The sequence below is a fragment of the Methylobacterium sp. 17Sr1-1 genome (assembly GCF_003173775.1).
In the GTDB taxonomy this organism is placed as follows: Bacteria; Pseudomonadota; Alphaproteobacteria; order Rhizobiales; family Beijerinckiaceae; genus Methylobacterium.
Genome location: NZ_CP029552.1, coordinates 2920951 through 2947319, shown reverse-complemented (window position 1 = coordinate 2947319; position 26369 = coordinate 2920951). Strand labels below are relative to the sequence as shown.

21 protein-coding genes are annotated in these 26369 nt (G+C 73.9%); 16 read left to right on the top strand and 5 right to left on the bottom strand.

Going from position 1 to position 26369, the window contains the following annotated elements; translation table 11 throughout:
- Positions 1-37 precede the first annotated feature (37 nt).
- Entirely contained in the window at positions 38-1318 is a 1281-nt protein-coding gene (locus DK412_RS13250) for an amidohydrolase/deacetylase family metallohydrolase (protein ID WP_109972324.1), read from the top strand.
- A 192-nt stretch (positions 1319-1510) separates the two neighbouring features.
- The gene (hemW, locus tag DK412_RS13245; RefSeq protein WP_109975249.1) at positions 1511-2674 is read left to right on the top strand and encodes a radical SAM family heme chaperone HemW; all 1164 of its coding nucleotides are present in this window, start codon (positions 1511-1513) and stop codon (positions 2672-2674) included.
- Here the strand turns inward: hemW and DK412_RS13240 are convergent, their stop codons facing one another.
- The gene (locus tag DK412_RS13240; protein ID WP_109972323.1) at positions 2675-3886 is read right to left on the bottom strand and encodes a penicillin-binding protein activator; all 1212 of its coding nucleotides are present in this window, start codon (positions 3884-3886) and stop codon (positions 2675-2677) included.
- A 164-nt stretch (positions 3887-4050) separates the two neighbouring features.
- On the opposite strand from DK412_RS13240, the gene rsmI reads away from it, so the two are divergent.
- The 3 genes from rsmI (at position 4051) to DK412_RS13225 (ending at position 5692) form a co-directional block, all read left to right on the top strand.
- Positions 4051-5016 carry a 16S rRNA (cytidine(1402)-2'-O)-methyltransferase gene (rsmI, locus tag DK412_RS13235; protein WP_109975247.1) on the top strand — a complete coding sequence of 322 codons (966 nt, stop codon included), beginning with the start codon at positions 4051-4053 and terminating at the stop codon, positions 5014-5016.
- Positions 5000-5386: a YraN family protein gene (locus DK412_RS13230; protein ID WP_109975248.1), complete on the top strand. Its 387-nt coding sequence runs from the start codon at positions 5000-5002 to the stop codon at positions 5384-5386. The genes rsmI and DK412_RS13230 overlap by 17 nt, the downstream gene beginning before the upstream one ends.
- Before the next feature lie 90 nt (positions 5387-5476).
- Complete coding sequence (locus DK412_RS13225) at positions 5477-5692, top strand: hypothetical protein (RefSeq protein WP_109972322.1); 216 nt, start codon at positions 5477-5479, stop codon at positions 5690-5692.
- A gap of 373 nt (positions 5693-6065) precedes the next feature.
- Here the strand turns inward: DK412_RS13225 and DK412_RS13220 are convergent, their stop codons facing one another.
- A complete protein-coding gene (locus tag DK412_RS13220) occupies positions 6066-6452 on the bottom strand; it encodes a response regulator (protein WP_093564427.1) in 387 nt (128 codons plus the stop codon).
- A 239-nt stretch (positions 6453-6691) separates the two neighbouring features.
- On the opposite strand from DK412_RS13220, the gene DK412_RS13215 reads away from it, so the two are divergent.
- The 3 genes from DK412_RS13215 to DK412_RS13205 all read left to right on the top strand — a co-directional run bounded on the left by DK412_RS13215 (position 6692) and on the right by DK412_RS13205 (position 9548).
- The gene (locus DK412_RS13215) at positions 6692-7576 is read left to right on the top strand and encodes a glycine betaine ABC transporter substrate-binding protein (RefSeq protein WP_245447749.1); all 885 of its coding nucleotides are present in this window, start codon (positions 6692-6694) and stop codon (positions 7574-7576) included.
- 80 nt (positions 7577-7656) lie between these two features.
- Positions 7657-8796 carry an ABC transporter permease subunit gene (locus tag DK412_RS13210; RefSeq protein ID WP_109975246.1) on the top strand — a complete coding sequence of 380 codons (1140 nt, stop codon included), beginning with the start codon at positions 7657-7659 and terminating at the stop codon, positions 8794-8796.
- On the top strand, positions 8793-9548 hold the full coding sequence (locus DK412_RS13205; RefSeq protein ID WP_109972320.1) for an ABC transporter permease subunit: 756 nt from the start codon (positions 8793-8795) through the stop codon (positions 9546-9548). The genes DK412_RS13210 and DK412_RS13205 overlap by 4 nt, the downstream gene beginning before the upstream one ends.
- Before the next feature lie 3 nt (positions 9549-9551).
- On the opposite strand, the gene DK412_RS13200 is transcribed toward DK412_RS13205, so the two are convergent.
- Positions 9552-11609, bottom strand: coding sequence for a M3 family metallopeptidase (locus DK412_RS13200; protein ID WP_109972319.1), 2058 nt, complete (start codon positions 11607-11609; stop codon positions 9552-9554).
- Positions 11610-11755: 146 nt separating this feature from the next.
- On the opposite strand from DK412_RS13200, the gene DK412_RS13195 reads away from it, so the two are divergent.
- Positions 11756-12634 (top strand): extensin family protein, encoded by an 879-nt coding sequence (locus DK412_RS13195; protein ID WP_109972318.1) that lies wholly within the window; start codon positions 11756-11758, stop codon positions 12632-12634.
- Between the two features lie 78 nt (positions 12635-12712).
- Complete coding sequence (locus DK412_RS13190; RefSeq protein ID WP_109972317.1) at positions 12713-13777, top strand: L,D-transpeptidase family protein; 1065 nt, start codon at positions 12713-12715, stop codon at positions 13775-13777.
- A gap of 266 nt (positions 13778-14043) precedes the next feature.
- Here the strand turns inward: DK412_RS13190 and gyrA are convergent, their stop codons facing one another.
- Positions 14044-16803 (bottom strand): DNA gyrase subunit A, encoded by a 2760-nt coding sequence (gene gyrA / locus DK412_RS13185; protein WP_109972316.1) that lies wholly within the window; start codon positions 16801-16803, stop codon positions 14044-14046.
- 303 nt (positions 16804-17106) lie between these two features.
- On the opposite strand from gyrA, the gene DK412_RS13180 reads away from it, so the two are divergent.
- The gene (locus DK412_RS13180; RefSeq protein WP_109975245.1) at positions 17107-18333 is read left to right on the top strand and encodes an MFS transporter; all 1227 of its coding nucleotides are present in this window, start codon (positions 17107-17109) and stop codon (positions 18331-18333) included.
- A 146-nt stretch (positions 18334-18479) separates the two neighbouring features.
- On the opposite strand, the gene DK412_RS31390 is transcribed toward DK412_RS13180, so the two are convergent.
- Positions 18480-18794: a DUF2934 domain-containing protein gene (locus DK412_RS31390; protein WP_109972315.1), complete on the bottom strand. Its 315-nt coding sequence runs from the start codon at positions 18792-18794 to the stop codon at positions 18480-18482.
- A 243-nt stretch (positions 18795-19037) separates the two neighbouring features.
- On the opposite strand from DK412_RS31390, the gene DK412_RS13170 reads away from it, so the two are divergent.
- Genes DK412_RS13170 through DK412_RS13150 form a run of 5 tightly spaced genes read left to right on the top strand, consistent with a single transcriptional unit; the run spans position 19038 to position 26342 of the window.
- A complete protein-coding gene (locus DK412_RS13170) occupies positions 19038-21002 on the top strand; it encodes a methyl-accepting chemotaxis protein (protein WP_109975244.1) in 1965 nt (654 codons plus the stop codon).
- Complete coding sequence (locus DK412_RS13165) at positions 20995-22341, top strand: chemotaxis protein CheW (protein ID WP_109972314.1); 1347 nt, start codon at positions 20995-20997, stop codon at positions 22339-22341. The genes DK412_RS13170 and DK412_RS13165 overlap by 8 nt, the downstream gene beginning before the upstream one ends.
- Positions 22338-23450 carry a chemotaxis-specific protein-glutamate methyltransferase CheB gene (gene cheB, locus DK412_RS13160; protein ID WP_109972313.1) on the top strand — a complete coding sequence of 371 codons (1113 nt, stop codon included), beginning with the start codon at positions 22338-22340 and terminating at the stop codon, positions 23448-23450. The genes DK412_RS13165 and cheB overlap by 4 nt, the downstream gene beginning before the upstream one ends.
- Positions 23447-24313: a protein-glutamate O-methyltransferase CheR gene (locus DK412_RS13155; RefSeq protein WP_109972312.1), complete on the top strand. Its 867-nt coding sequence runs from the start codon at positions 23447-23449 to the stop codon at positions 24311-24313. Before cheB ends, DK412_RS13155 begins: the two co-directional genes overlap by 4 nt.
- On the top strand, positions 24306-26342 hold the full coding sequence (locus DK412_RS13150; protein WP_245447632.1) for a chemotaxis protein CheA: 2037 nt from the start codon (positions 24306-24308) through the stop codon (positions 26340-26342). The genes DK412_RS13155 and DK412_RS13150 overlap by 8 nt, the downstream gene beginning before the upstream one ends.
- Positions 26343-26369 lie beyond the last annotated feature (27 nt).

Below are 26369 nucleotides of genomic sequence, written 5' to 3'. Positions count from 1 at the left end.
CGTGAATGCCGAAAGAGCATTCCGCCAGGGGGGATCGATGACCGACCTGACGCGCCGGGCGTGGCTCGGGGGCCTTTCCGCGGCCGGATTCCTGACTGCGACCGGGGCTGCCCAGGCCGCGATGGGACCGAACGACAAGTTCGACCTCGTCATCAAGGGCGGCGAGGTCATCGATCCGAGCCAGTCGCTGCGCGCCAAGCGCGACGTCGGCATCCGCTTCGGCCTCGTCGAGGCACTCGACCCCGACATCCCGACAAATCGCGCTCAGCGCGTGCTCGACGCGTCCGGCAAGCTCGTCCTGCCCGGCCTCGTCGATCTCCATGCCCACACCTACCCCTACGGATCGGCCATCGGCATTCCGGCCGACGAGACGGTGCCGTATTCCGGGGTGACCACCGTGGTCTCGGCCGGGGATGCGGGGGCCAACAACCTCGCGGCCCTGCGCCGGCACATCGCCGCCCAGACCCGCACGCGCATGTTCGCCTTCGTGCACATCGCGAATAACGGCCTGTCGGCCTTCCCGGTCGCGGAACTCTACAACATCGACAACGCCCAGGTAGAGGCCTGCGCGCTGGCGCTCGCGGAGAACCCGGACTTCGTGATCGGCGTGAAGGTGCGCATGTCCGAGAACGTGATCTTCAAGCACGGCGTCGAACCGCTCAAGCGGGCGATCCAGGCCTGCGAGATGTCCGGGCGGCCGGCCAAGGTCATGGTCCATATCGGGGGCGTCGAGACGGCCGAGCTGATGAGCCGGATCCTCGACCTGCTGCGTCCCGGCGACATCCTCACCCATTGCTATTCCGGCGCGCCGAATATCGGCGGCCAGTTCACGAACATCGTTCAGGACGGCAAGCTGCTGCCGGCCGCCCTCGAGGCCAAGCGGCGAGGCGTCGTGTTCGACATCGGCCATGGCGGCGGCTCGTTCGACTTCACGGTGGCGGAGGCGGCCATCGCCCAGGGCGCCCCGCCGGACACGATCTCCTCCGACCTCCACGTCGTCTCGGGCAACACGGCGGGCATGCCGTTCCTGCCCTGGGTGATGAGCAAGTTCCTGCCGCTCGGCTTCAGCCTCGAGCAGGTCGTGGCGATGACGACCTCGGCCCCGGCCCGGGTGATCGACCGCGGCGCCAAGCTCGGCACGCTCCAGGTCGGCGCACCGGGCGACGTCTCGGTGATGGAATGGGTGGAGAGGCCGGTCAGCTTCGTCGACACCCGCAACAACACCCGCAGCGGCACCGCCTATCTGAAGCCGGTGCAGACGGTGAACACGGGCGTGCCGTTCGGGCGACCGTTCCAGGCGCCCTTCGCGGTCCGATAGGGCGGCCATCGGAACCATCACGGACGACGGTGTCCGGGGACCGGTTCTCCGGTTCGGGATCGTCCCTGCGATCGCACGCTGTCGGCGAACGCGCTCGTGGTGCGGTCGCGGGTGTCCGCGCGCGAGGTGCCGCACCCTCTCGTGCCGCGCGTGCCCCTTGCGCCGCGGGCCCAAGGTCGGCACATCCGCCGGATGATCGATCATCCGACCCGGGACGTCGGCTTCGGGGTCTACCTGCACTGGCCCTTCTGCGCCGCGAAGTGCCCCTATTGCGACTTCAACAGCCACGTTCGCCACGGGCGCCTCGACCAGGCGCGGTGGCGGGCCGCCTTCGCGCGGGAGATCGCCCACGCGGCGTCGCTCGCGCCGGGGCGAACGGTCACCAGCATCTTCCTCGGCGGCGGCACGCCCTCGCTGATGGAGCCCGAGACGGTGGGGGCGCTCCTCGACGCGGTGGCGGGCGCCTGGAGCGTGGCGCCGGACGTCGAGGTGACGCTGGAAGCCAATCCCACCAGCGTCGAGGCCGGCCGCTTCCGCGGCTACCGGGCGGCGGGGGTCAACCGGGTCTCGCTCGGGGTCCAGGCCCTCGACGACCCCTCGCTGAAAAAACTCGGCCGGCTGCACAGCACCGCGGAGGCGATGCGGGCGGTGGAGACCGCCGCCGCGCATTTCGAACGCTACTCCTTCGACCTGATCTACGCTCGGCCCGACCAGACGCCGGAGGCCTGGGCCGCGGAACTGCGCGAGGCGATATCCAGAGCGGCGGAGCACCTGTCGCTCTACCAGCTCACCATCGAGGAGGGGACGCCGTTCTACGGGCTGGCCGCCGCCGGCAAGCTGACGGTGCCGGACGACGACACGGCCCGGATCCTCTACGACGTGACGCAGGAGGTCTGCTCAGGCGCAGGCCTGCCGGCCTACGAGATCTCGAACCACGCCCGGCCCGGCGCGGAATCGCGCCACAACCTGCTCTACTGGCGCTACGGCGAGTATGCGGGCATCGGCCCCGGCGCCCATGGCCGCCTGGTCCTGCCTGACGGCCGCACCGGCACCTCGACCGAGCGCAACCCGGAGGCCTGGCTCGCCCGGGCCGAGGGCGAGGGGCACGGCATCGTCGAGACGGAGCGCTTGAGCCCCGGCGACCAGGCCGACGAGTTCCTGATGATGGGCCTGCGCCTGCGCGAGGGCATCGACCCCGCCCGCTACGCGGCGCTCAAGGGCCGGCCCCTCGACCCGGAGCGCGTCGCCGGGCTCGTCGCGGCCGGGCTGGTCGCCCGGACGCCGGACTCGCGCCTCGCCGCGACGCCCAAGGGCGCGCCGGTGCTCAACGCGGTGGTGGCGGAACTGGCGGCATGATTACGTTCCCGACGGCCCCAGCGCCCGCGGCGCCGGGCTGACGATCGTCGTGGCGCCTCCGCGGATCTCGAACACCGCCAGCGTCCGGTCGCTGGTGCCCTCCGGGCGGAACCGGAAGGTGCCGTCGATCCCGGCGAAGCCCGAGGGGTTGGTGAGCGTCGTGTCGGCGAAGCGCTGCGACCCGTACTGGCGGTTCAGGGCCGCGGCGAGGGATACGGCGTCGTAGGAGAGCGTCGCGACCCGCACCGGATCCGCCCCGAACCTCGCCCGGTAGCGCTGGCTGAAGCCGGTGAAGCCCGCCGGATCGGCGGCGGCGAACCAGCCGCCCTGGAAGGCCGGCAGCGCGAAGACCCGCGGGTCGTTCCACACCGCGGTGCCGACCGGCTTGACCCGGGCCGGGCTGAAGCCGGCGCGGGTCAGCGCGGCGCCGGCGGCGCCGAGGCCCTCCGGCGTATCGGGCAGGAACAGCGCGTCGGCCTGCGGCGCCGGGCCGGAGATCAGCGGGGCGAGGCGCCCGACCGAGGCGGCGGGGTTGCCGGCGGGGTAGCGCTCGATCGCCACCACGCGGCCGCCGCGGCGGGCCACCGCCTCGCGGAACTGCGCCTCGACGACGTGGCCGTAGGTGGAATCCGGGATCAGGGCCGCGAAGGAGCGACGCCCCGCCGCCGTGGTCTCGTCGATGATCCGGTCGACCTCGGTCTGCGGCAGGAAGCTCAGCAGGTAGACGCCGCGCGCCGCGACGCTGGTGTCGGTCGAGAAGGCGATCACCGGCTTGCCGCTCGGCCGCACAGTGGCGGCGGCCGATTGCACCGTGGCGGAGAAGAGCGGGCCGATCACCAGCTCAGCCCCCTCGGCGAGCGCCGCCGCCGCGGCCTCGCGGGCGCCGTCCGGCGTGCCGCGGTCGTCCTTCACCAGGATCTTCAGGTCGGGGCTCTGCGATTCCTGCAGCGCGAGGTCGGCGGCGTTGCGCAGGGCCGCGCCCACGGACGCGCCGGGGCCCGAGAGCGGCAGGATCAGCGCGACCTTGACGCTGCCGGCGCCGAGCGTCGCCCCGTCGCCGGACGGGGCGGCCGGCGCCTCGACGACCGGCGCCGTGCGGGTGGCGACGACCGGGCTGTCGACCCCGCCGCAGGCGGCGAGCCCCGCCAGTACGGCGAATGCCAGGGCGCTCCGCTTGAGGCGCCTCACAGTGTCGAGGCCGATGCCCCCCATCGCCCGCTCCCCCGGTCCGGTCGTCCTGCGCCGCGAATCGGCGCCGGCAACCCGGCAGCAACATCCATGCCTCGGTGCATAAAGTCTGCCGCCGAAAAGTAAACGACCGCTCCCGTCCGCCGCGTTCTGGCGCCGCGCGGTCGAGCCGTGGCATTGTGGCGGCGATGACCCAGCGCAGCGACGATTCCCGCCCACGTTCCCACGGCCGCGCGACCGGTCGGGGACCGGCCGTCTACACCGCCTTCGGCCTCGCCGCCGAGGCCGAGCCCCTGTCCCCCGGCCTGCACGTGGTGGCGACCCCGATCGGCAACCTGAAGGACGTGACCTTCCGGGCGCTCTCGACGCTCGCCGCCGCCGACGCGGTGCTGGCGGAGGACACGAGGGTCACCCGCACGCTGCTCGCCCATTACGGCATCACCACCCCGCTCGTCGCCTATCACGAGCATTCGGGGGAGGGGGTGCGCGAGCGGATGATCGCCCGCATGAAGGACGGCGAGGCCCTGGCGCTGGTCTCGGATGCCGGTACGCCGCTGGTCTCGGATCCGGGCTTCAAGCTGGTCCAGGCCGCGATCGAGGCCGGGCTCGCCGTCACCCCGATCCCCGGCCCCTCGGCGGCGATCACCGCGCTCGTCGCCGCCGGCCTGCCGACCGACCGGTTCTTCTTCGAGGGGTTCCTGCCGCAGAAGAGCGGGGCCCGGCGCAACCGGCTCTCGGTGCTCGCCGGCGTGCCCGGCACGCTGGTGCTGTTCGAGGCGCCCCACCGCCTGCCCGAGATGCTGGCCGACGCCGCCGAGGTTTTGGGCGGCACCCGTCCCGCCGCGGTGGCGCGCGAATTGACCAAGCTGTTCGAGACCGTGCGCCGGGGCGACCTCGCGGGGCTCGCCGCGGAGTACGCGGCGTCGGGCCCGCCGAAGGGCGAGGTGGTGGTGGTGATCGGCACCGCGCCCGAGGACGCGCCGGGCCCGGAACACGACGCCGACCTCGACGCCCGGATCGAGGCGGCGCTCGCCCGACACTCGATCAAGGACGCCGCCAGCCTCGTCGCCGACGAGACCGGCCTCAAGCGGCGCGAGGTCTATGCCCGCGCCCTGGTGCTCGCCCGCCGCGCCGACGATGCCGGCGACGCCTGACGCCGCGCGCCGCCGGCTCCATCTCGCCCGCGGCCGGCGGGCCGAGCTGCTGGCGGCTTTCGCCCTCCTCCTCAAGGGCTACCGGCCGCTGGCCTGGCGCGTGTCCCTCGGCGGCGGCGAGATCGACCTGATCGTGCGCCGCGGCAGCGCGATCGCCTTCGTGGAGGTCAAGGCGCGGCCGACCCTCGACGCGGCGCAGGACGCGATCGACGCCCGCAAGCGGCGCCTGTTCTCCCGCGCCGCCCGGGCCTGGATCGCCCGCGCGCCCTGGAGCGCCGGCCTCACGCTGCGGGCCGACGCGGTGCTCGTGGCGCCGGGCCGCTGGCCCCGCCACGTCGTCTCGGCGTTCGAACTCGAGATGGGCCGTTAACCCGGATTCTCCGGTTCCGTTCATCTCGCGTGCAGCGCAGCATGCTTAAGCTCGCAGTCGCGATTGCGGGCGAGAGCAGGGGGGCACGAGATGCGCAGCGGTTTCGGATGCGAGTCCTGCGGCTCGCCGGGGGTTCGGCTGCCGGCCGACCTCACCGACGACGCGATGATCCAGTGCGACGGCTGCGGCTGCACGCTGATGGCCTGGGGCGCGTTCAAGCGCCGCGTCGAGGCGCAGGAGGCGGCCGACTCGCGCGAGCCGGCGGAGCGACGGACCGTGGCTGCGGCGCACCGGGGCGGGCGCTGAGGCTGTCTCGCCGTCCGGGCGTGAGTTGATGTGACAGGCGGGAGCTTGGGCTTTTCGTCTCGCCACGTCATGCCGATGACGCGGAACAATCCGTGGGCGTCAGGAGGCGCAGGACCTCCCCTCTCCCCGCGGGCGGGGAGCCGTACGGGGAAAATCCCTTTTGGAATCGAGCGCGGGATCTTCGATCCCCGCGGCCCTTCTCTCACATAGGAGAGGGGAGACGCGCCGTTTCTTTTCCCAGACAGCCGTGCGCCAACGGCGAGAGGGGAAGTAACAGCGCCTCTCGATTGGCGCGACAGTCAGGCTGATGCCCGGGACCGCCTGTCCCGAACCGACGGCCTCGAAGAAATTCTCGGAGATCCGAGCCCGCCCCTCAGCCCCCCGCCGCGATCGCGGCGATCAGGGTGCGCTTGAGGTCCTGCTGGCTGAACGGCTTCTGCACCACCGGGCGATCGCGGAACGGCTCGCGGATGCCGGCGCCGCCGTAGCCGGTGGAGAACACGAGCGGCAGGCCGCGGCGCACGATCGCCTCGGCGACGGGGTAGATCGGCTCGCCGGCGACGTTGACGTCGAGGATCGCGACGACGAAGCTCTCGCTCTCGGCCATCTCGAGCGCCTTGCTCAGCCGGGCCGCCGGACCCACGACCTCGCAGCCGAAATCGAGCAGCATGTCCTCCAGCAGCATCGAGATCGCCGCCTCGTCCTCCACCACGAGGACGCGGGCACCGTTCAGGAGGTCTTCGCTTGTGTCCGTGCCCACGCCGGAGTTCTTTCCCTCAACGCCCCGAATCGAGGCCCGATCGATCTGTCCCTGCCGCAGCGGCAACCGCGCGACCGTCAGGGGCTCCATCCGCCCGCAACCCAGGCGGGTCCGCGCCGGCCGCCACGGCCCGCGCCGGTGAGCCGTCGCCCGGAAAGCCAGACATGTCAAGCGCACGGACCTGGGACGCGATGCAGCGGCGGCCAGATACTCCCCACCCCTTGAATCGGAGGGGCCTGATCGCGGGGGGACTTGCGGGTCTGGCCTTCTCCGCGGATGCACGGGCCGACCGGCCGGTCGTCGTCGCCTCGAAGTCGCACGGGGAAGGGATCCTTCTCGGCGCCGTGATGGTGATGGTGCTCCAGCGGCTCGGCGTGCCGGTGACGGCCCGGCTCCAGCTCGGCCCGACCCGTATCGTGCGCACGGCGCTCACCGCCGGCGAGATCGACGCCTATCCGGAATATACCGGCAACGCCGCCTTCTTCTCCGGTACCGATACCGATCCGGTCTGGCGCCGGGCGGACACGGCCTATGCGGCGGCGAAGGCCTTCGATGAGAAGAATGGCCTCACCTGGCTGAAGGCGGCGCCCGCCAACAACACCTGGCAGATCGCCGTCAAAGGCGATCTTGCCCGGGCCGAGCGCCTCGCCACGATGGCCGACTTCGCCGGCGCGGTCCGCCGGGACCTGATCGAGCTCTGCGCCTCGGCGGAGTTCGTCGAGAGCCCGGCGGCCCTGCCGTCCTTCGAGCGCGCCTACGATTTCGTGATGCCGCGGGAGCGGATCGTGATGCTGCCGGGCGGCGACACCGCCGTCACCCTGCGGGCGGCGGCGCAGGGCATCAGCGGGGTCAATGCCGGCATGGTCTACGGCACCGACGGGGCGATTGCCGCCCTCGACGTCGCCGTGATGAGCGATCCGGCCGGCGCGCAGATCGTCTACGAGCCGGCGCCTTTGTTCCGCACCGCCGTCCTCGACCGCTATCCCCAGATCGCACCCGCCCTCGACCGTCTCTTCGCCGGCCTCGACCTCGCGACCCTGCGGCGGCTGAACGCCCAGGTCGCGGTCGAGGGCGACACCCCGGAGGCGGTCGCCCGCCGCTACCTCGGATCCCTCGCGCCATAATTCTCCAGCCATGATTCTCCCGCCATGATTCTCCGACCATGACTCTCGGCACCCTGACGTCCGGCTCCCTCATGCGCGGGATGACGACGCGGCCCGTCGCCTGGCTGCCCGCGGCGGCGGCCGGCCTCGCCGTCGCGAGCCTCGCCGGCCTGCCGTTCCTCACCCTGGCGCCGAATCGCCTCGTGCCGGGCAGCCCCGTCGGCTGCGGCCTCGCCGGGGCGGCGGCCGGCGCGCTCGCGGTCGGTGCGGCCGTGCTGCTCGCCGGTCCCCGGCGGCCCTGGCGCGCCTGGGCCGCCCTCGCGGCGGCGCTCGCCGCCTGGTGCGCGCTGCTGCTCGGGGCCGGGCAGGGGGCGGCCGGGCTCCTCGCGGGCCAGCCGCCGGCGGCGCGCGCCGCCCTCGGGTCGGGGGCGTGGCTCGCGCTCCTGGCGCTGGCGAGCCTCGCCGCGGACGCGGCCAGGGCCGCCCTGCCGCGCCGGGGCGGCCTCGTCGGCGCCCTGCTGCTCGTCGGCCTCGCGCTGATGATCGCGGGGGCGGGCCTCCTCGATTCGCTCTCGCTCGCGGTCGAGTACCGGGCGCGGGCGGGCGTCGTGGCGGCGGCCTTCGTGCAGCATCTCGGGCTCGCCGGCGCTTCGCTCCTGCTGGCGCTCGCGGTGTCCGTGCCCCTGGCGCTCCTGCGCCTGCGCGACGGGCCGGCCTCGCGCCTCGTCGACGGGCTCGTCGGCGGGATCCAGGTCGTCCCGGCGCTCGCCCTCTTCGCCGCCCTGGTGGCGGGACTGTCCGGCCTCCTCGCCCTGGTGCCGGCCCTGCGCGGCCTCGGCCTCTCGGCGATCGGGCCGGTGCCGGCGGTGATCGGCACCGGCGCCTATCTCGCCCTGCCGCTGGTGAGCGGGATCGCCGCCGGGCTCGCGGCGGTCGATCCCGACGTGCTCGCCGCCGCCCGGGCGATCGGTCTCACGCCGCGCGAGGTGCTGCTGCGGGTCCGCCTGCCCCTCGGCGCGCCGGTGCTGGTCGGGGCCTTGCGGGTCGCGGCGGTGCAGAGCGTGGGGCTTTCCACACTCGGCGGCCTCGTCGGGGCCGGCGGGCTCGGGGCGCTGGTCTTCGAGGGAATGGCGCAGTTCGCCCAGGACCTGATCCTGCTCGGCGCGCTCCCGGTGATCGGCCTCGCGCTCGCAATCGATGCCGGGCTCGCGCTCCTCGCCGGCGGGAGGGAGCCGGCATGACTCACGCACGCCGGACCCGCGCGCGCGCTCCCCGCGCCCTCCTGCCCCTGCTGCTGGGCCTGGGCCTCGCCGTCCTCAGCCTGCCGGACGTCGCCGGGTTCGTCGTCCGGATCCTCGGCCTCCAGGCGGGCACGCCCGTGCCGGCGGGGCGCCTCGCCTGGCTCGCGCGCCAGCATCTCGTCCTGGCGCTCGCAGGCTTCGGCCTCGCCGGCGGGGCCGGGCTCGGCCTCGGCATCCTGGCGACCCGCACCGCCGGCGCCTCGCTGCGCGCCACCCTCGACACCCTGGCGGCCGCCGCCCAGGCCGCGCCGCCGGTGGTGGTGGTGGCCCTGGCACTTCCGGTGATCGGCTTCGGGGCGCCGCCGATCCTGCTGGCGCTCGCCGCCTACGGGCTGATGCCGGTGATGCGCGGCACGGTGGGGGCGCTCGCCACCGTGCCGGAGGAGGTGCGCCGGGCGGCGACCGGGATGGGGCTCACGCCGTCGCAGACGCTGCTGCGGGTCGAGCTGCCGCTCGCCGCCGGGCCGATCCTGGAATCGTTGCGCGTGGTGCTGGTCCTCGCGGTGGCGACCGCGGCGGTCGGGGCGCTTGCCGGCGCCCAGACCCTCGGCACCCCGATCGTGGTCGGGTTGCAGACCCAGAACAACCTGGCGCTGATCCAGGGCGCGGCCGCCGCGGCGGCGCTCGCCTTCCTGACCGAGGCGGCGTGGCTCGCCGCCGCGGCTTGTGTGGGTCGGCTGCTGCGGCGGTAGCGGTTACGCCGCCAGCCCGCGCTTGCGCAGCAGCGGTCCGGTGCTCGGCAGCCGCCCGCGGAACGCCGTGTAGGCGCTGCGGGCATCGCGCAGGTTGCCGGCACCGTAGATGTAGGTGCGCAGGCGCTCGGCGGTGGCGGGATCGAAGATGTTCCCCGCCTCCCGGAAGGCGTCGAAGGCATCGGCGTCCAGCACCTCGGACCAGAGATAGCTGTAATAGCCCGCCGCGTAGCCTTCCCCGGCGAAGATGTGCTGGAAATGCGGGGTGCGGTGGCGCATCGCGATCTCGGCCGGCATGCCGATGCGGCGCAAGGATTCCGCCTCGAAGGCCAGCGGGTCGATGCCGCTCTCGGCCTGCGGCGAGAGGTGCAGGTCGAGGTCGACGATGGCCGAGGCCGTATATTCCACCGTGGCGAAGCCCTGGTTGAAGGTGCGGGCGGCGAGCAGCCGGGCCAGCAGGTCCTCGGGCATCGGTTCGCCGGTGCGGTAGTGGCGGGCATGGGCCCGCAACACCTCCGGCTGCTCCAGCCAGTGCTCGTAGAGTTGCGAGGGCAGTTCGACGAAGTCGCCCGCCACCGCGGTGCCGGCGAGCATCGGGTAGGTCACGTTCGAGAGCAGGCCGTGCAGGGCGTGGCCGAATTCGTGGAACAGCGTGCGGGCGTCGTCGAAGGACAGGAGCGCCGGCTCGCCCTCAGCCCCCTTGGCGAAGTTCATCACGTTGACGATGATCGGCGTGACCTCGCCGGTCAGACGCTCCTGCGAGCGGAAGCCGCTCATCCAGGCGCCCGAGCGCTTGCTCGGCCGCGCGAAGTAATCGCCGAGGAAGAGGCCGATCACCCGCCCGTCCCGGTCGGCGACCTCCCAGGCGCGCACCTCCGGATGGTAGCGCGGCACGTCCGACAGCTCCGTGAAGGAGAGGCCGAACAGGCGGTGCGCGGTGTCGAAGGCCGCCTGGATCATGCCTTCGAGGGGGAGGTACGGCTTGATCTCGCCCTCGTCGAGGGCGTGCTCGCGCCGGCGCAGGCGCTCGGCGTAGTGGCGCCAGTCCCACGGCGCGAGGTCGGAGGTCTGGCCGTCCTCGCGGGCGAGGGCCTGGAGCCGGTCGCGCTCGGCTTCCGCCCGGCGGCGGGCCGGCGCCCAGACCTCTTCCAGGAGCCCGACCGCGGCCTCGGCGCTGCCGGCCATCGTGTCGTCGAGGCGGTAGGCGGCGTAGCTCTCGTAGCCCAGCAGGCGGGCGCGCTCGGCGCGCAGGCGCAGGGTCTCGGTGATGATCGCCCGGTTGTCGGTGTCGCCGCCATTCTCGCCGCGGCTGATCCAGGCGGCGTAGGCGCGCTCGCGCAAGGCGCGGTTGGTCGAGAAGACCAGGAACGGGTCGATCAGCGAGCGCGACAGGGTGATGACGTGACCACCCGTCAGCCCGCGCTCCTCGGCGGCCCGCGCCGCGGCGGCGCGCAGGAAGGGCGGCAGGCCGGCGAGGTCGTCCTCACCGGTCAGCTCCAGCGCGAAGGCGCCCTCGTCGGCGAGCAGGTTCTGGCTGAACTGGGTGCCGAGCTCGGCGAGCCGCGCGGCGATCGCCGCCATCCGCTCCTTGGCCTCGGGCGCGAGCTCGGCCCCGGCGCGGCGGAAGCGCAGGCGGTAGCGCTCGCGCACCCGTTTCGCCTCGTCGGAGAGACCGTCCTCACCGACTGCGGAGACCCGCGCCCACAGGTCCGGGTTGAGGTAGATCGCGCTGCCGTGGCGGGCGAGCCGCGGCGCCACCGCCCGCTCGACGGCCTGAAGCTCCGGGTTGGTGTGGCTGCCGGTGAGGTTGAAGAAGGTCGAGGAGACCCGCCGCAGGGCCTGGCCGGAGCGCTCCAGCGCCTCGATGGTGTTGGCGAAGGTCGGCGGCTCGGGATTGCCGGCGATCGCCTCGATCTCGGCGATGTGCTGGGCGAGCGCCCGCTCGAAGGCCGGCTCGTAATGCGCGGGCGTGATGCGCTCGAAGGGCGGCAGCCCGTGCGGCGTGGTCCAGGCCGGCTCGGAGAAGGGGTTGGGCTCGTGCTCCGCCGTGACGCCGCGCATGCTGGTCCTCTCGCTGATTGGGCGGGCGACGATAGACCCTGGGGCGGGGGGCGCAAGCGCGGCCGGGATCGCGCGAGCGCGGCATGGTGCGCTGGAACGGTCACGCTTGCCTTCCCGTTGAGGAGTGGGACTCTGGGGAGGGCGGGATGCCGGGGACGATCGTGGGGCGGATCCTCGCCGCGCTGGCGGGGGCGGCCGTCGTCGCCGGTTCGGCGATGGGCCAGACAGCGCCGGCTCCGCCGCCGCTGAGCCGGGTTCCGGCCGAGCAGGTGCCGCTGCCGCCGCCGCGGCCCGAGGAGGCGAAAGTCCCGGCGACCAGCGAGCCGGCGGCCAAGGATGGGGCTCCCAAGGAGATCGCCAAGGACGCTGCCAAGGACGCTGCCAAGGACGCGCCGGCCGGCCCGATCCCCGCGCCGGCGCCGCTGCCGCCCGAGCGGCCCGCGGACGTGCCCTCCGGCCCGGCGCCGACCCCCGCCACGGCGGTGCCCGACGACACCGCCTGCCTGCGCCGGCTCGAACGCCTGGGCGTCAAGGCCGAGCCGGTCGCAGCCCTCGCCGACGGGATGTGCGGGGCGGCCAAGCCCCTGCGGGTGACCGCCCTGCCCGACGGCGTCGCCCTCGCGCCCGCCGCCACCCTTACCTGCGTCGCCGCGGAGGCCCTGGGCCGCTGGAGCACCGAGGTGCGGGCGATCGCCGAGCAGACCCTCGGCAAGGCGCCGCAATCCTTCCAGATCGGCGGCTCCTACGAGTGCCGGGGCCAGAACCACGATCCGAGCGCCAAGCTCAGCGAGCACGCCTACGCCAACGGGGTCGACGTGATGGGCTTCACCGTCGAGGGACGGGCGCCGGTGGCGGTGGGGGCGGCGCGCGAGGGGACCCCGGAGGCGGCGTTCGTGGCCGCGGTCCGGGCCCGCGCCTGCGGCTTCTTCCGCACCGTGCTCGGGCCGGGTTCGGACGCCGCCCACGCCAACCACCTCCACCTCGACGAGCGCGAGCGTCCGGCCGGCCACCGCCTGTGCCAGTGAGTGCGGGGAAATCCGGGAACGGGACGCAGCATCCGGCGCTTTTAGGACTTGCTGGTTTGACATGCGGGAGAGTGTCGGATGCGCAGGACGGCGAGGCTCGGGGTGGCTCTGCTGGTGGTGGGCCTGTCGGGCGCGGCCGGCGCCGCGGAAAATCCCCTGACCGCGGAGGCGATCAACCAGGCGCAGTTCGGCGCCGGAGCGCCCGATGGTCGGGAGAAGGGCAAGGACGCCGGGAAGAAGGAGACGAAGTCGTCGAAAACCGCCGACCCGCTGACCATTCGGGTCCAGGTGCTCCTCGACCGGGCCGGCTTCTCGCCCGGCGCCATCGACGGGCGCGACGGCGACAACCTGCGCGGGGCGCTCGCTGGCTTCGCCAAGGCCAAGGGGCTGACCGCCGCGAAGGAGCTCGACGCGCCGTTGTGGCAGGCCCTGTCCGGCACCAGCCAGGACCCCGCGGTGACGCAGTACACGCTGACCGAGCAGGACGTTTCCGGCCCATACGTGGAGGAGATCCCGCCGAAGATGGAGGAGCAGGCCGACCTGAAGGCGCTCTCCTACGCCTCGCCCGCCGAGATGCTGGCCGAGCGCTTCCACATGAGCAAGGGATTGCTGGACGCCCTCAACCCCGGCGCGGCCCTGACCAAGGCCGGCACGGTGATCACGGTCGCGGCGGTGCCGCCGCTCGAGACCGGCCGCATCCCGGGCAAGGAACTGCCCCAGGCCCCGAAGGTGACCCGCATCGAGGTCGACAAGGATGCGCTCCAGGTCCGGGCCTACGGCGAGGACGGGGCCCTGGTCCACCTCTACCCGGCCTCGATCGGCAGCGAGGAGAAGCCGGCGCCGAGCGGCGTCCTGAAGGTCGAGAGCGTCGCCTTCGATCCGACCTACACCTACAATCCGAAGTATGAGTTCAAGGGCGTCGAGGCGAAGCACAAGTTCACCATCAAGCCCGGCCCGAACAACCCGGTCGGCGTGGTCTGGATCGACCTGTCGGGCAATGACGGCTACGGCATCCACGGCACGCCCGAGCCGGAGAAGGTCGGCAAGACCGAGTCGCATGGCTGCGTCCGGCTGACGAACTGGGACGCGCGGGATCTCGCGAAACACGTCGCGAAGGGCGCGACGGTGGATTTCGGGAAGTGAGGGAGCCTTGCCGATTCAACAGCCCTGGCGACGGTACCCAAAATAGTAGGTTGTGCGGGAGCAGGAGCGACGGCCGCTGCGCAACTCGTTGTCTTGCGTCCTGTGGTTCCCATCATTCTGGGATCTGACGCCCGAACCCGGAATGACGCAGAGAACCTAAATCCTAGTCGAAGCAAAAGCCATCATCCAAAACGAAGAACGCCGTATCTGCGAGCTAGCTTGCTCACAGATACGGCGCTGCTCTTCAGGCAGATGAAAGGGCCCGATTAGTTCCCCTCGACCTCCCCGCCATCTCCCTCGATCTCGGCCTCCGCCTCGCCCTCGCCCTCGATGTGCTCGACCGACACCACCTTCTCGGTCTTGTCGGTGTTGAACACCGTGACGCCCTGCGAGGCGCGGCCGACCACCCGGATGTCGTCCACCGGAACCCGGATCAGCTTGCCCGCGTCAGTGACCAGCATGATCTGGTCGCTGGTCTCGACCGGGAAGGAGGCGACGAGGGTGCCGTTGCGGGCATTGACCTCCATCGCCTTGATGCCCTTACCGCCGCGGCCGGAGATCCGGTACTCGAAGGACGAGGTGCGCTTGCCGAAGCCGCGCTCCGACAGGGTGAGGACGAACTGCTCCGCCGCCCCCATGGCGATGTAGCGGTCCTGCTCGAGGTCGATCGAGGCCGCGGCCTCCTCGGCCTCGGGCTCGGGCGCCGCCGGCAGCTCGATCGCCTCGCCGGTGGCGCGCCGGTCGGCGTTGGCGCGCTTCAGATAGGCTTGGCGCTCCTCGGGCGAGGCCTCGAAATGGCGCAGGATCGTCATCGAGATGACCTGGTCGCCCTTGGCGAGGTTGATGCCGCGCACGCCGGTCGAATCGCGGCCCTTGAACACCCGCACGTCGGTGGTGGGGAAGCGGATGCACTGACCCGCCCCGGTGGTCAGCAGCACGTCGTCGGCTTCGGTGCAGATCTCGACATGGACGATGTGGTCGCCCTCGTCGAGCTTCATGGCGATCTTGCCGTTTCGGTTCACCTGCACGAAGTCGGACAGCTTGTTGCGCCGGACGTTGCCGCTGGCCGTGGCGAACATCACGTCGAGCGTCTCCCAGGACGCCTCGTCCTCGGGCAGCGGCATGATGGTGGTGATGCGCTCCTTGCCCTGATCGAGGGGCAGGATGTTGACGAGCGCCTTGCCCCGCGCGTTCGGCGCCGCGAGCGGCAGCCGCCACACCTTCTCCTTGTAGGCCTGGCCCTGCGAGGAGAAGAACAGCACCGGCGTATGGGTGTTCGCCACGAACAGCCGGGTGACGAAATCCTCGTCGCGCATCGACATGCCGGCGCGGCCCTTGCCGCCGCGGCGCTGGGCCCGGTAGGTCGAGAGCGGGACGCGCTTGATGTACCCGGCATGGGACACGGTCACGACCATGTCCTCGCGCTGGATCAGGTCCTCGTCCTCGACGCTCGAATCCCAGTCCAGAATCTCGGTCTTGCGCGGGGTCGCGTACTCGGCCCGCACCTCCGCCAGCTCGTGCTTGACGATGCCCATGATCCGGGCGCGGGAGCGCAGGATGTCGAGGTAGTCGGCGATCTCGTCGGCGAGCCGCTTCAGCTCGTCGCCGATCTCGTCGCGGCCGAGCGCCGTGAGGCGCTGGAGCCGCAGGTCGAGGATGGCGCGGGCCTGGGTCTCGGACAGGCGGTAGGTGCCGTCCTCGCTGACCCGGTGGCGCGGATCGTCCACGAGCGCGATCAGCGGCGCGATGTCCTCCGCGGGCCAGTCGCGGGCCATCAGGGCCTCGCGAGCGGAATTCGGATCCGGCGAGGTGCGGATCAGCCGGATCACCTCGTCGATGTTGGCGACCGCGATGGCCAGCCCGCACAACACGTGCGCCCGCTCGCGCGCCTTGTTCAGCAGGAACTTGGTGCGGCGGGAGACGACCTCCTCGCGGAAGTCGATGAAGGCCTGGATCAGGTCCTTGAGGTTGAGGAGCTCGGGCCGCCCGCCGTTCAGCGCCACCATGTTGCAGCCGAAGCTCGTCTGCAGCGGGGTGTAGCGGTAGAGCTGGTTGAGCACCACGTCGGCGACGGCGTCGCGCTTCAGTTCGACGACGATGCGCATGCCGTCGCGGTCGGATTCGTCGCGCAGGTCGGCGATGCCCTCGACGCGCTTCTCGCGCACGAGATCCGCGATCTTCTCGACCAGCGAGGCCTTGTTCACCTGGTACGGGATCTCGGTGAAGATCAGCGCCTCGCGCTCTTTCCGCAGCTCCTCGATGTGCGACTTCGCCCGCATGATCACCGAGCCGCGGCCGGTCATGTAGGCCGAGCGGGTGCCCGAGCGCCCGAGGATCGAGCCGCCGGTGGGGAAGTCCGGCCCCGGGATGATGTCGTTCAGGCCCTCGATGGTGATCGCCGGATCGTCGATGAGCGCGATGCAGCCGTCGATCACCTCGCCGAGATTGTGCGGCGGGATGTTGGTCGCCATGCCGACCGCGATGCCGCCGGCGCCGTTGACGAGGAGGTTGGGGAAGCGGGCGGGCAGGACCGCCGGCTCGTCCTTCGACTCGTCGTAGTTCGGGTTGAAGTCGACGGTGTCCTTGTCGATGTCCTCGAGGAGCGCCATCGACGGTTTGGCGAGGCGCGATTCGGTGTAGCGCATCGCCGCCGGCGGGTCGCCGTCGATCGAGCCGAAGTTGCCCTGGCCGTCGACCAGCATCAGCCGCATGGCGAAGTCTTGGGCCATGCGGACGAGGGCGTCGTAGATCGACTGGTCGCCGTGCGGGTGATACTGACCCATCACGTCGCCGACGATGCGGGCCGACTTCACGTACTTGCGGTCCGGCAGGTAGCCGTTCTCGTACATGGAGTACAGGATGCGGCGGTGCACGGGCTTGAGGCCGTCGCGCGCATCCGGCAGGGCCCGGCTGACGATGACGCTCATCGCGTAGGCCAGGTAGGACTGGCGCATCTCGTCGGTGATCGAGACGGGCTTGATGTCGGTCGCGGGCGGCGGTGCGCCGGTCGAATCGTTCTCTGCCAAGGTCTGTCTCTCGTCGCGGCCCGCGCGGGCTCACATTCTCTTGCCGGAGGGCTTAGCCGATTTGCGCTCCGGGTGCCAGCGGAACGCATGGAAGGCGAAGCAAATCAGCATCTTAGATGGGTGTTCCGGAGATGTTCCACAACCCCGCCGGACTTCGGTGGACGAGTGTCCCGCGAACTCGTTAGAGATTGGCAAAGGATGCGGGAATCGGGCGCCGGTCCTCATGCCCGCCCGAAGCGGGAGGCCGCCGATGGACGTCGTTCTGGACCACGCGCGGGCTTGCGGCCCGGGCCCGGCCGTCTCGTGATCGCGCAGAGGCGCTGGCCGGTCATCTCGGCGCTCGGCATCGTGCAGATCCTCGCCTGGGGCTGCAGCTACTACCTGCTGACGGTGCTCGGCCCCTCGATCGCGGCGGAGACCGGCTGGGGACTGCCCTGGATCTTCGGCAGCCTCACCGCCGGCATGCTGGCGGCGGGCCTCGTCGCGCCCTTCGCCGGCCGGACGATCGGCCGCCGGGGCGGGCGGCCGGTCCTGGCGGTGTCGGCCCTGCTGCTCGCCGCCGGGCTGGTCGTCCTGGGTCTTGCCCCGAACCTGCCGGTCTTCGGCCTCGGCTGGCTGGTGATCGGCGCCGGGATGGGGTCGGGCCTCTACGACGCCGCCTTCGCGACGCTCGGGCGGCTCTACGGCGCCGATGCGCGCCCGGCGATCACGACGCTGACCCTGTGGGGCGGGTTCTCCAGCACCCTGTGCTGGCCGCTCTCGGCCTTCCTGCTCGCGCATCTCGGCTGGCGCGGCACCTGCCTGACCTACGCCGCCCTGCAACTCGGCGTGTGCCTGCCGCTGATCCTGGGGGCGGTCCCGCGCGCCGCCCCGCGGCCGGCGGCAGGGGGCGGACGGTCCGATACGGTGTCGCTCGACGCCGACGAGCGGCCGGTCTTCCTGATGCTCGCCGCGATCGTGACTTGCACCGGCATCGCCACCTCGATCTTTTCGGTCCACCTGCTGACGCTCTTGCAGGATCGCGGCCTGTCGCTGGCGGCGGCGGTGTCGCTGGGCACCCTGGTCGGGCCGTCGCAGGTCGGGGCGCGGCTGCTCGAAGTGGCGAATCGCAGCCGGCACCACCCGATCTGGACGCTCACCGCCGCGGTGGTGCTGATGGCGGTCGGCCTACTCCTGTTGGGGAGCGGGCTGCCGGCACCGGGCCTGGTGCTGGTGGTCTACGGTGCCGGCAACGGGCTCTACTCGATCGGCCGCGGCACCCTGCCGCTCGCCCTGTTCGGGCCCGACCGCTACGCCGCCCTGCTCGGCCGGCTGGCGAAGCCGAGCCTCGCCGCGCAGGCCGTCGCGCCGTCGGCCGGGGCCTACCTCATCGCCCATGCGGGCGCCGACGCGACACTGGCGGCTCTGGCCGTCCTGGGGGTGATCGACGTCGTCCTCGTCGGCGCGCTGTGGCGGATCCGCCGCCGCGGCAGGCTCACGGTGCGGGTCGCGACCGAAAAAAAGCCCCTCCCGCAGGGCGGAAGGGGCTGAGCGCCTGCTTGTTAGGCGAGGACAGCGTTACGAGACGCTTTCCAATCCCATCTGCGACCCCATCCTGAGGTGCCGGGCAATCGGAGATCGCGCGGCCTCGCAGGCTCTGTAGTCGGGTCGGGCGCGGCTCGCGCCCGACTGTCATTTTAATGCGTCGTGACGTTCTCGACCGCGGCGGCGGCGCGGCGCCGGCGCGGGGCCGGCTTCGCTGCGGCCTCGGCCACCTCGGCCACGACCTTGGCCGCGGCGCTCTTGGCAGCAGCGGGTTTGCGGGCCGCCGGCTTGCGCACGGGCTTGGCGGCGACCGTCTCGGCGGCCGGCGCCTCGGCCGGCGGCGCCGCCGGCCGGGTGAGCTCCTGCTCGGCCAGGCGCCAGTAATGCTCGTCGCGGCCCGGCGCGCGGCCGTCCCGCTCCCACAGGGCGTAGGCCCGCTCGCGGATGCTCGTCTCGAAGTGATCCATCCCGACCTCCTCGGTGTTCAGTTGAGCGGACCATCGCGGCTCGTGGTTAAGGAAACCCTAACCCGCCGGTCCGAGCGGCCTGCCACCGGAAGCGGCGGGACTTCGGGAGGCGGGAGTTCGAAAGACGAGACTTCGAAAGGCGAGACTTGGCGCCACACTCCCCAGCCCGATACCCCCGTGGCGCTTGCCGCGGCGACACGCCTCCGGCACACCGGCGCAGGCGCGGGCGGGTTTTTGGGCGCGATGGCACTGGTGAAGAAGGCGAAGCTCGCGGCCCGGGACGGTGCGCCCACGGCGCCGGAGGCGGAACCCGCGCCCCGGCCGGGCCGGACCCGCGAGCCGGCGGATACGCGCCGCGAGCCAGCGGATATGCGCCGGCGGAAGGCGACCGAGCGCCTGGGCGCCGCCACCGAGGAGCTGGCGGCCGGCGTCACCGAGGCGTCGGCGGCGGCCGAGGAGCTGCGCCGGGCGATGGAGCAGATCGCCGGCGGGGCCGAGGAGGCCGCGGGTGCGGCGCAAGAGTCCCTCGCCGCGGTGGCGGCGATCGTCGGGCGCTTCGGTGCGGCGCGGGAGCGGGCCGACCTGTCGCGCCAGCGTACCGCCGCGTTCCAGTCCGTGCTCGCCGAGGCCAGCGTCCAGGCGACCCAGTCGGTCGCGGCGATCGAGGCCGAGGCCGGGCGGCAGGCCGCGACGGTCGCCATCGTCGACGACCTCGATCGCGGGGCGGCGAGCATCGGCGAGGTCACCGGCACGGTCGCGGAGATCGCCGACCAGACCGGGCTGCTCGCCCTCAACGCCGCCCTGGAGGCGGTCCGGGCCGGGGAGCACGGCCGCGGCTTCACGATCGTCGCCGACGAGGTGCGGGCGCTCGCCGAGACCGCGGAGGCCGGGGCCGGGGAGGTGCGGGAGCGGGCCGAGGCGATCCGGGCCGAGATCCGGGCGCTCGGCGCCGCGATCCGGGACGCCGCCGCACGGGCGGTGACGGAGGCCGCCTCGGGGACGGGGGTCGCCCGACGGCTCGAGGCGGCGCGGACCGATCTCGGCACATTGGCGGAAGGCGCCCAGAGCATCCTGGCGGCGGCGCTCCGGGCGGAGGCGACCACCCGCGAGGCGCAAGCCGGCGCCGAGCAGGTCGCGGCGGCGGCCGAGCAGCAGGCTGCCGCGGCCGAGGAGGCGCAACGCGCGGTGAGCCAGCAGACGGAAGCCCTCGACCAGGGCCAGGCCACCGCCGAGGCGCTGGCGGCCCTCGCCGAGACGCTGGGCGGCGCGAGCGCGGACCGCGCGCCTCCCGCGCAGCCCGCGGGCGTGGCCGGCGCGAATCCCGAGGCGATCGCGGGGGCCGCCGACGCGCTCTCCGCCTCGATCCAGGAATTGTCCGGCGCCGCGGCCGAGATCCTGGCCGCGGTCGACCAGATCAGCCGCGGCCTGACCGTCCAGAGCGCCGCGGCCCGGCAATCCGCCGCCGCGATGACGGAGATCGAGCGCGCCGCCGCAGAGGCCCGGACCGGTGCCGACCATGCGCTCGCGCAGGTCGCGGGCCTCGCCGGGACCCTGCGCGAGGCCCGCGCCACCCTCGGCGCCCTCGCCGACGGGGTCGGGCAGTCCCTCGACGGGATGCACGCCTCCCTCGACCGCCTCGGCGCGATCGAGGCCGATACCGGGCGCATCGAGACGATCGCGGAGGGCATCGCCCTCGTGGCGGTGCAGATCGGCATGCTGGCCGTGAGCGGCGCGATCGAGGCCGCCCGCGCCGGCGAGGCCGGTCAGGGCTTCGCTCTCGTCTCGGGCGACATCCGGGCGCTGTCGCGCGACGCGAGCGCCGGGACCGAGCGGATCCGCGCCACCCTGCGCACGATCCGGAATGGCGCCGCCGCGTTGCGCCGCGCCCTCGAACGCGCGGCGGCCGCCGCCGAGGCCGAGGTGGCGAAGAACCGGGCCCTCACGGCCGGCCTCGCCGCGGTGGCCGCCGACGTGGCGGAGCTGGAGCAGGCCAACCGCGAGATCGCCGGCGGGGCCGACGAGATCCTCACCGCCGCCGCCGATGTCGCGGCGGGCGCCCGCCAGATCGCCGCGGCCGCCGAGGAGGCCGACCGCGCCTCGACCGAGGCCGCCACCGCCGCCCGCCAGCAGGCCCGCGGGGCCGAGGACCTGGCGGCGGCGGTCGAGGAGATCGCCCTGCTGGCCGACGAGCTGCGGGCGGATGGCTGAGGCCGGGCGCGAGCGCGTCCTCGTCGTCGCCCTCGACGGCGAGGGCCTGCGCGTCGCCCTCCCGGCCGAGCTGGTGCGCGGCCTGGCGCCGGTCCCGGCCCTGACCCGGGTGCCGGGGGCGCCGGCATGCCTCGTCGGACTCGCCGAGAGCCGCGGCACGGCGCTCCCGGTCCTCGACCTCGCCCGGCTGCTCGCGCCGGCCTCGGTGCGAGAGACCCCGAGGCCGGCCCTCCAGGGTCGGATGGTGGTGGCCGAGGCCGACGGGCCGGTCGGGCTCCTGGTCGCCGGAATCGTCGGCCTCAAGGCGGATCCGGGCGGGGCCGCGATCCTCGACCTGCCGGGCCTGATCGCGGGCCGTCTCGCGCGACGGCCGGGGGGAGACGCCGATGCCGCGGCGTCGCGCAGCCATGCGGTTCCGCCGCGGGCCGTCCCCGACAGCGCTCCGGACGTCGCCTTCCTGGCCCTCACGGCCGCCGGGCGATCCTACGCCCTGCCGCTCGACGCGGTCGAGGCGGTGACGCGTCGTCCGGAGAGCGTCGCGCCGGCCTCCGATGCGAGGGCCGTCCCCCTCGGCACGATGTCGTGGCGCGGGCGGGCGCTGCCGCTCGTCGACCTCGCCGCCCGGCTCGGGCTCGCGGGCGGCGCCGGCACCCGGGTCGCGGTGCTCCGCGGCCTCGGGCTGGTGGCCGAGCGGGTCGGGCCGGTGCTGCGGGTGCGGCCGGAGGCGATCGACCCGGTGCCCCGAACCCTGCGCCGCGCCGGCCCGGCCGCCGGGCTGGCGGCGGGCTTCCTGCGCCGCGACGACGGGACCCTCGTCTGCCTCCTGTCGCCGCAGGCCCTCGCCGGCGCGGCGGAGCCGGCGCGGGCCGCTCCCTTCGCCGCCGGCACCGAGCCGATCGTCGTCGTCGACCTCGCCGGCAACGCCTACGGCCTGCCCGCCGGGGCGGTGCGCCGGGTGGAGCGGGCGCCGGACGCCCTCGTGCGGGTGCCCCGGGCGCCGGACGGCCTCGCCGGGATGCTGGCCGTCCGCGGCGGGACGCTGCCGGTCCTCGACCTGCGCCGGCACCCCGGCGTGCCGCCCGGGATCGGCTCGCGGCGCCTCGTGGTGGTCGAGGCCGGGGGCGCACGGGCCGGCCTCCTCGTCGATGGCGCGGCGCGGCTGGTGCGGCCGGAGACCGCGGCGATCCGTCCGGCGCCGCACGGGGCCGCCGGGGAATTTGCGGAGGGGCTCGGCGCCGCGCTGACCCGGGTCGCCGACCTGCCGGGCGGGCCGCTGCCGCTGATCGATCCCGCCGCGCTGCTCCGTCGTGCCGCGTTCGCCGGGAGGTCCGTGGCATGATCCGCCTCCTCGTGGTCGACGACTCGGCGCTGATGCGCAAGGTGCTGGGCGGCATCTTCGCCGCCGAGGGCGATTTCGAACTGGCCTTCGCCCGCGACGGGCTGGAAGCCCTCGACCTCTTGCCCCGCTTCGCGCCCGACGTGGTGACCCTCGACGTGACCATGCCGGGCCTCGACGGGCTCGCCTGCCTCGACCGGATCATGCTGGAGCGGCCCTGCCCGGTGGTGATGCTGTCCTCCCTCACCGGGGAGGGCGCGGAGGCGAGCCTCGACGCCCTGGCGCGGGGCGCGGTCGACGTCCTGGAAAAACCCGCCGGCGCGGTGTCGCTGGCGGTCGACCTCTTCGCGCCGGTGCTGGTGCGGACGGTGCGGGCGGCGGCCCGGTCCCGGCCGCGCACCGCCCTCGGGCTCGCGGCGCGCCTGCGCGCCCGGCACGCCGATCTCGCGCCACGCCCGGCGCCGGCGGCCCCCCCGGTGAACTCGGCCCCTCCGGCGAACTCGGCGCCGCCGGCGGATTCGACCCCGCCCGCGGACCCGGCCGGCGGCCTCGTCCTGGTCGGCGCCTCGACCGGGGGGCCTCCCGCCCTGACCGCCCTCCTGGGCGAGCTGCCCGCGGACTTCCCCTGGCCGATCGTCGTCGCCCAGCACATGCCGGCGACCTTCACCGGGCCGCTCGCCCGCCGGCTCGACGGGCTCTGCGCGCTCGGCGTGCAGGAGGTGACGGCGCCGGTGGTCCTGGCGCCGGGCCGGGTCTATGTCGGGCGCGGCGATGCCGACGTGATCGTGGTGCGCCGGCCCGGCGGCCTGATGGCGGCCCCGGCCCCGGCCCGGGCCCAGTATGCCTGGCACCCGAGCGTCGACCGCCTGGTGGAGAGTGCCCTCGACCTCGTGCCGCCGCGCCGCCTCGTCGGGGTGCTGATGACCGGCATGGGCCGCGACGGCGCCCGGAGCATGGCGGCGTTGCGGGCCCGCGGCGGGCGCACCATCGCGGAGGCCGAGGCGACGGCGGTGGTCTGGGGCATGCCGGGCGAGCTGGTGCGCGCCGGCGGCGCCAGCGTGGTCGCGCCGCTGGAGGCCATCGCGGCCGAGCTGACGGCTTTGGTGACATGACGCCTGACAGCGCCGGCACGCTCGCCGAGCCCGACCTCGCGCGGGTCTGCGACCTGCTCTACCGCCAGACCGGCATCCTGGTGCCGGGGAACCGGCGCGCCTTCGTCGAGCGCCGGGTGCTGGAGCGGATGCGCGCCACCGGCACCGGTGACCTGCCGGCCTACCTCGCCCGGCTGCGGGCCGATCGCGACGGCGAGGTGCAGCTCTTCGTCAACGCCTTCACGGTCAACGAGACCTACTTCAACCGCGAGGAGCACCAGCTGCACTGCCTCACCGGCTCGCTCCTCGCCGCCGTCACCGCCGGGCGAAGCTTCGGCGATCCGATCCGGATCTGGTCGATGCCCTGCGCCACCGGCGAGGAGCCCTACTCGCTGGCGATCTGGCTCCTCGAGCACTGGCCGGCGGTCGATGCCTGGGAGATCGAGATCGTCGGCTCGGACATCGACACCCGGGCGCTCGCCGCGGCGCAGGCCGGGCGCTACGGCGCCCGGGCGCTCGGCCGGCTGCCGCCCGCCGTGGTCGCGCGCTACTTCACGCGTGAGGAGGGGACGGCCGGGGGGCCGACCTGGCGCATCCTGCCGGAGCTGCGCGGCTCGGTGCGCTTCAGCCGCCGCAACCTCGTCGACGGGGCCGGGATGGCGCAGGAAGGGCGCTTCGACATCGTGTTCTGCCGCAACGTGCTGATCTACTTCGACGACGCATCGCGACAAATCGCTGCCGACAACCTCTTTTCCGCCCTGCGGCCGGGCGGCTTCCTCTGCCTCGGCCACACCGAGTCGATGGCCCGGATCCCGTCGCGGTTCCGCACCCGCCGCTTCCCCGAGGCCGTGGTCTATCAGCGCCCGGAGGACGCGCATGCGTGAGGCGCCCCCCGCCGACGACATGGTGGCGGATTTGGTCGCGGATTTCGTGGCCGAGGCGCGCGAGCTGATCCAGGCCGCGGCCGAAGACCTGCTGGCCCTCGAAGGCGCCCCCGATCCGGCGGTGCTGAATCGGGTGTTTCGCGCCGTCCACACCCTCAAGGGCTCGGCCGCCCTGTTCGACTGGCCCGACATGCTCGCCGCCCTCCACGCCGCCGAGGACGGGCTCTCCGCCGCCCGCGCCGGCCGGCTCGCGACCGGTGCCGGCCTCGTCGATGCGTCGCTCGCCGCCCTCGACGCCGCGTCGCGCTGGACCGGGGCGATCGCCGCGACCGGGGCGCTCCCGGCCGGGAGCGCGGCGGAATCGGCCCGGATCGTCGCGGGCTTCCGAACCCTGCTGGCCCCGCCGGGCGGAGCGCCCGATCCGGCGCCGGCCGGCCCGACATCGGGTCCGGTGCCCCGCTGGGCCGCCGACCTCGTGGCGGGTCTGCCCGCGCGGCCGGACGGTGCCGTCACCGCCCTGCGCTACGTCCCGCGGGCCGATTGCTTCTTTGCCGGCGACGACCCGATCGGTCTCGTGCGCCGGCTGCCCGGACTGCTCGCCCTCGACGTCGCCCCCGCCGCGCCCTGGCCGCCGGCGGAGACCCTCGACGTCTTCGCCTGCAACCTCGCGGTGACGCTGCTCACCGCGGATCCGCGGGAGGCGGTCGACGCGGTTTTTCGCCTGGTGCGCGACCAGGTCACGACTGTCACCCTGGCGCCGCCGGATCCGGCGGCCCCCGACACCGACACCGACACCGCTGCCGGCGCCGACGCGGCTGGGGGCGCCGACGCGGCTGCCGGCGCCGATTCGGCGCCCAGGACCCTGCGGGTCGATGCGGGCCGGATCGACGCCCTCGTCGCCCTGGCGGACGACCTCGCCACCGCCCGCGCCGCCCTCGGCGCGGTGGTCGCCAGGGCGATGTCCGGAGACGATCCCGCGAGCCTGGTCCCAGCCCTGCGGGCCAGCGACGAGCGCATCGGGCGGCTCTCCACCGAGCTGCACCGCGAGGCGGTGGCGCTGCGGCTCCAGCCCCTGGCGCGGGTCTTCCGCCGCTTCCCGCGGCCGCTGCGCGACATCGCCCGCGGGCTCGGCCGGGAGGTGGCGCTGACCCTGGAGGGCGAGGCGACCGAGGTCGACCGGGACGTGGCCGAGGGGTTGTTCGAGCCCCTGCTGCACCTCCTGCGCAACGCCGTCGACCACGGCATCGAGCCGCCCGCGGCGCGGGCCCGCGCCGGCAAGCCGGCGACGGGCCGGATCGTCCTGCGGGCCGAGAGCCGGGGCGAGCGGGTCGTGGTCTCGGTCTCCGACGACGGGCGCGGCCTCGATCCGGCCCTCATCCGCGACCGCGCCGCCGCCCGCGGGCTGATGGCGCCCGCGTCCCTCGCCGCCCTCGACGCGGCCGGGGTGATCGACCTGATCTTCGCTCCCGGCTTCTCGACCGCGACGGAGGTCGGTGCCGTCTCCGGCCGCGGCGTCGGCATGGATGCGGTGCGCGAGGCCGTCGCGCGCCTCGGCGGCCGCTGCACCGTCGAGAGCCGGATCGGGGAGGGGACCACGGTCCGGCTGATCCTGCCGCGCGCCCAGTCCCTCGCCCGGCTGTTCCTGCTCGGGATCGGCCCGGACCTCTACGGCCTGCCGATGGAGGCCCTGGACGAGTTCGCCCGGGTCCCGCGGGAGCGCATCCGCGACCACGGTTTCGGCGCCGCCACGGTCCTGCGCGGCCGGACGGTACCGGTGCTCCACCTCGCCGACCTGCTCGACTTAGGCCCCGGGCCGCCGCCGGCCGCCGCGCGGCTGGCGGTTTTGCGGCTCGGGGACGAGCGCGTCGCCGTCGAGGTCGATCGCTTCGCCGGCCGCCTCGACGGGCTGGTGCGGCCGCTGCCAGGCCTCGCCGCCCTGCCGGGCTTCGCCGGGACCGTGCTCACCGGCGACGGCGGCCTTCTCCTGGTGCTCGATCCGGAGGCCCTGGTCGCGCGGGAGCAAGCGTAAGGACATGGGCAAGAGATGGGAGGAGGC

Bases quoted from the DNA above. Each gene is read 5' to 3' on its own strand.
- DK412_RS13200 (WP_109972319.1), bottom strand. From the start codon at position 11,609: ATGCGCGGCGTCACGGCGGAGCACGAGCCCAACCCCTTCTCCGAGCCG.
- DK412_RS13205 (WP_109972320.1), top strand. From the start codon at position 8,793: ATGACTCACGCACGCCGGACCCGCGCGCGCGCTCCCCGCGCCCTCCTG.
- DK412_RS13170 (WP_109975244.1), top strand. From the start codon at position 19,038: ATGGCACTGGTGAAGAAGGCGAAGCTCGCGGCCCGGGACGGTGCGCCC.
- DK412_RS13155 (WP_109972312.1), top strand. From the start codon at position 23,447: ATGACGCCTGACAGCGCCGGCACGCTCGCCGAGCCCGACCTCGCGCGG.
- rsmI (WP_109975247.1), top strand. From the start codon at position 4,051: ATGACCCAGCGCAGCGACGATTCCCGCCCACGTTCCCACGGCCGCGCG.
- DK412_RS13240 (WP_109972323.1), bottom strand. From the start codon at position 3,886: ATGGGGGGCATCGGCCTCGACACTGTGAGGCGCCTCAAGCGGAGCGCC.
- cheB (WP_109972313.1), top strand. From the start codon at position 22,338: ATGATCCGCCTCCTCGTGGTCGACGACTCGGCGCTGATGCGCAAGGTG.
- DK412_RS13225 (WP_109972322.1), top strand. From the start codon at position 5,477: ATGCGCAGCGGTTTCGGATGCGAGTCCTGCGGCTCGCCGGGGGTTCGG.
- DK412_RS13250 (WP_109972324.1), top strand. From the start codon at position 38: ATGACCGACCTGACGCGCCGGGCGTGGCTCGGGGGCCTTTCCGCGGCC.
- DK412_RS13150 (WP_245447632.1), top strand. From the start codon at position 24,306: ATGCGTGAGGCGCCCCCCGCCGACGACATGGTGGCGGATTTGGTCGCG.
- DK412_RS13210 (WP_109975246.1), top strand. From the start codon at position 7,657: ATGACGACGCGGCCCGTCGCCTGGCTGCCCGCGGCGGCGGCCGGCCTC.
- hemW (WP_109975249.1), top strand. From the start codon at position 1,511: ATGATCGATCATCCGACCCGGGACGTCGGCTTCGGGGTCTACCTGCAC.
- DK412_RS13190 (WP_109972317.1), top strand. From the start codon at position 12,713: ATGCGCAGGACGGCGAGGCTCGGGGTGGCTCTGCTGGTGGTGGGCCTG.
- DK412_RS13165 (WP_109972314.1), top strand. From the start codon at position 20,995: ATGGCTGAGGCCGGGCGCGAGCGCGTCCTCGTCGTCGCCCTCGACGGC.
- DK412_RS31390 (WP_109972315.1), bottom strand. From the start codon at position 18,794: ATGGATCACTTCGAGACGAGCATCCGCGAGCGGGCCTACGCCCTGTGG.
- DK412_RS13230 (WP_109975248.1), top strand. From the start codon at position 5,000: ATGCCGGCGACGCCTGACGCCGCGCGCCGCCGGCTCCATCTCGCCCGC.
- DK412_RS13195 (WP_109972318.1), top strand. From the start codon at position 11,756: ATGCCGGGGACGATCGTGGGGCGGATCCTCGCCGCGCTGGCGGGGGCG.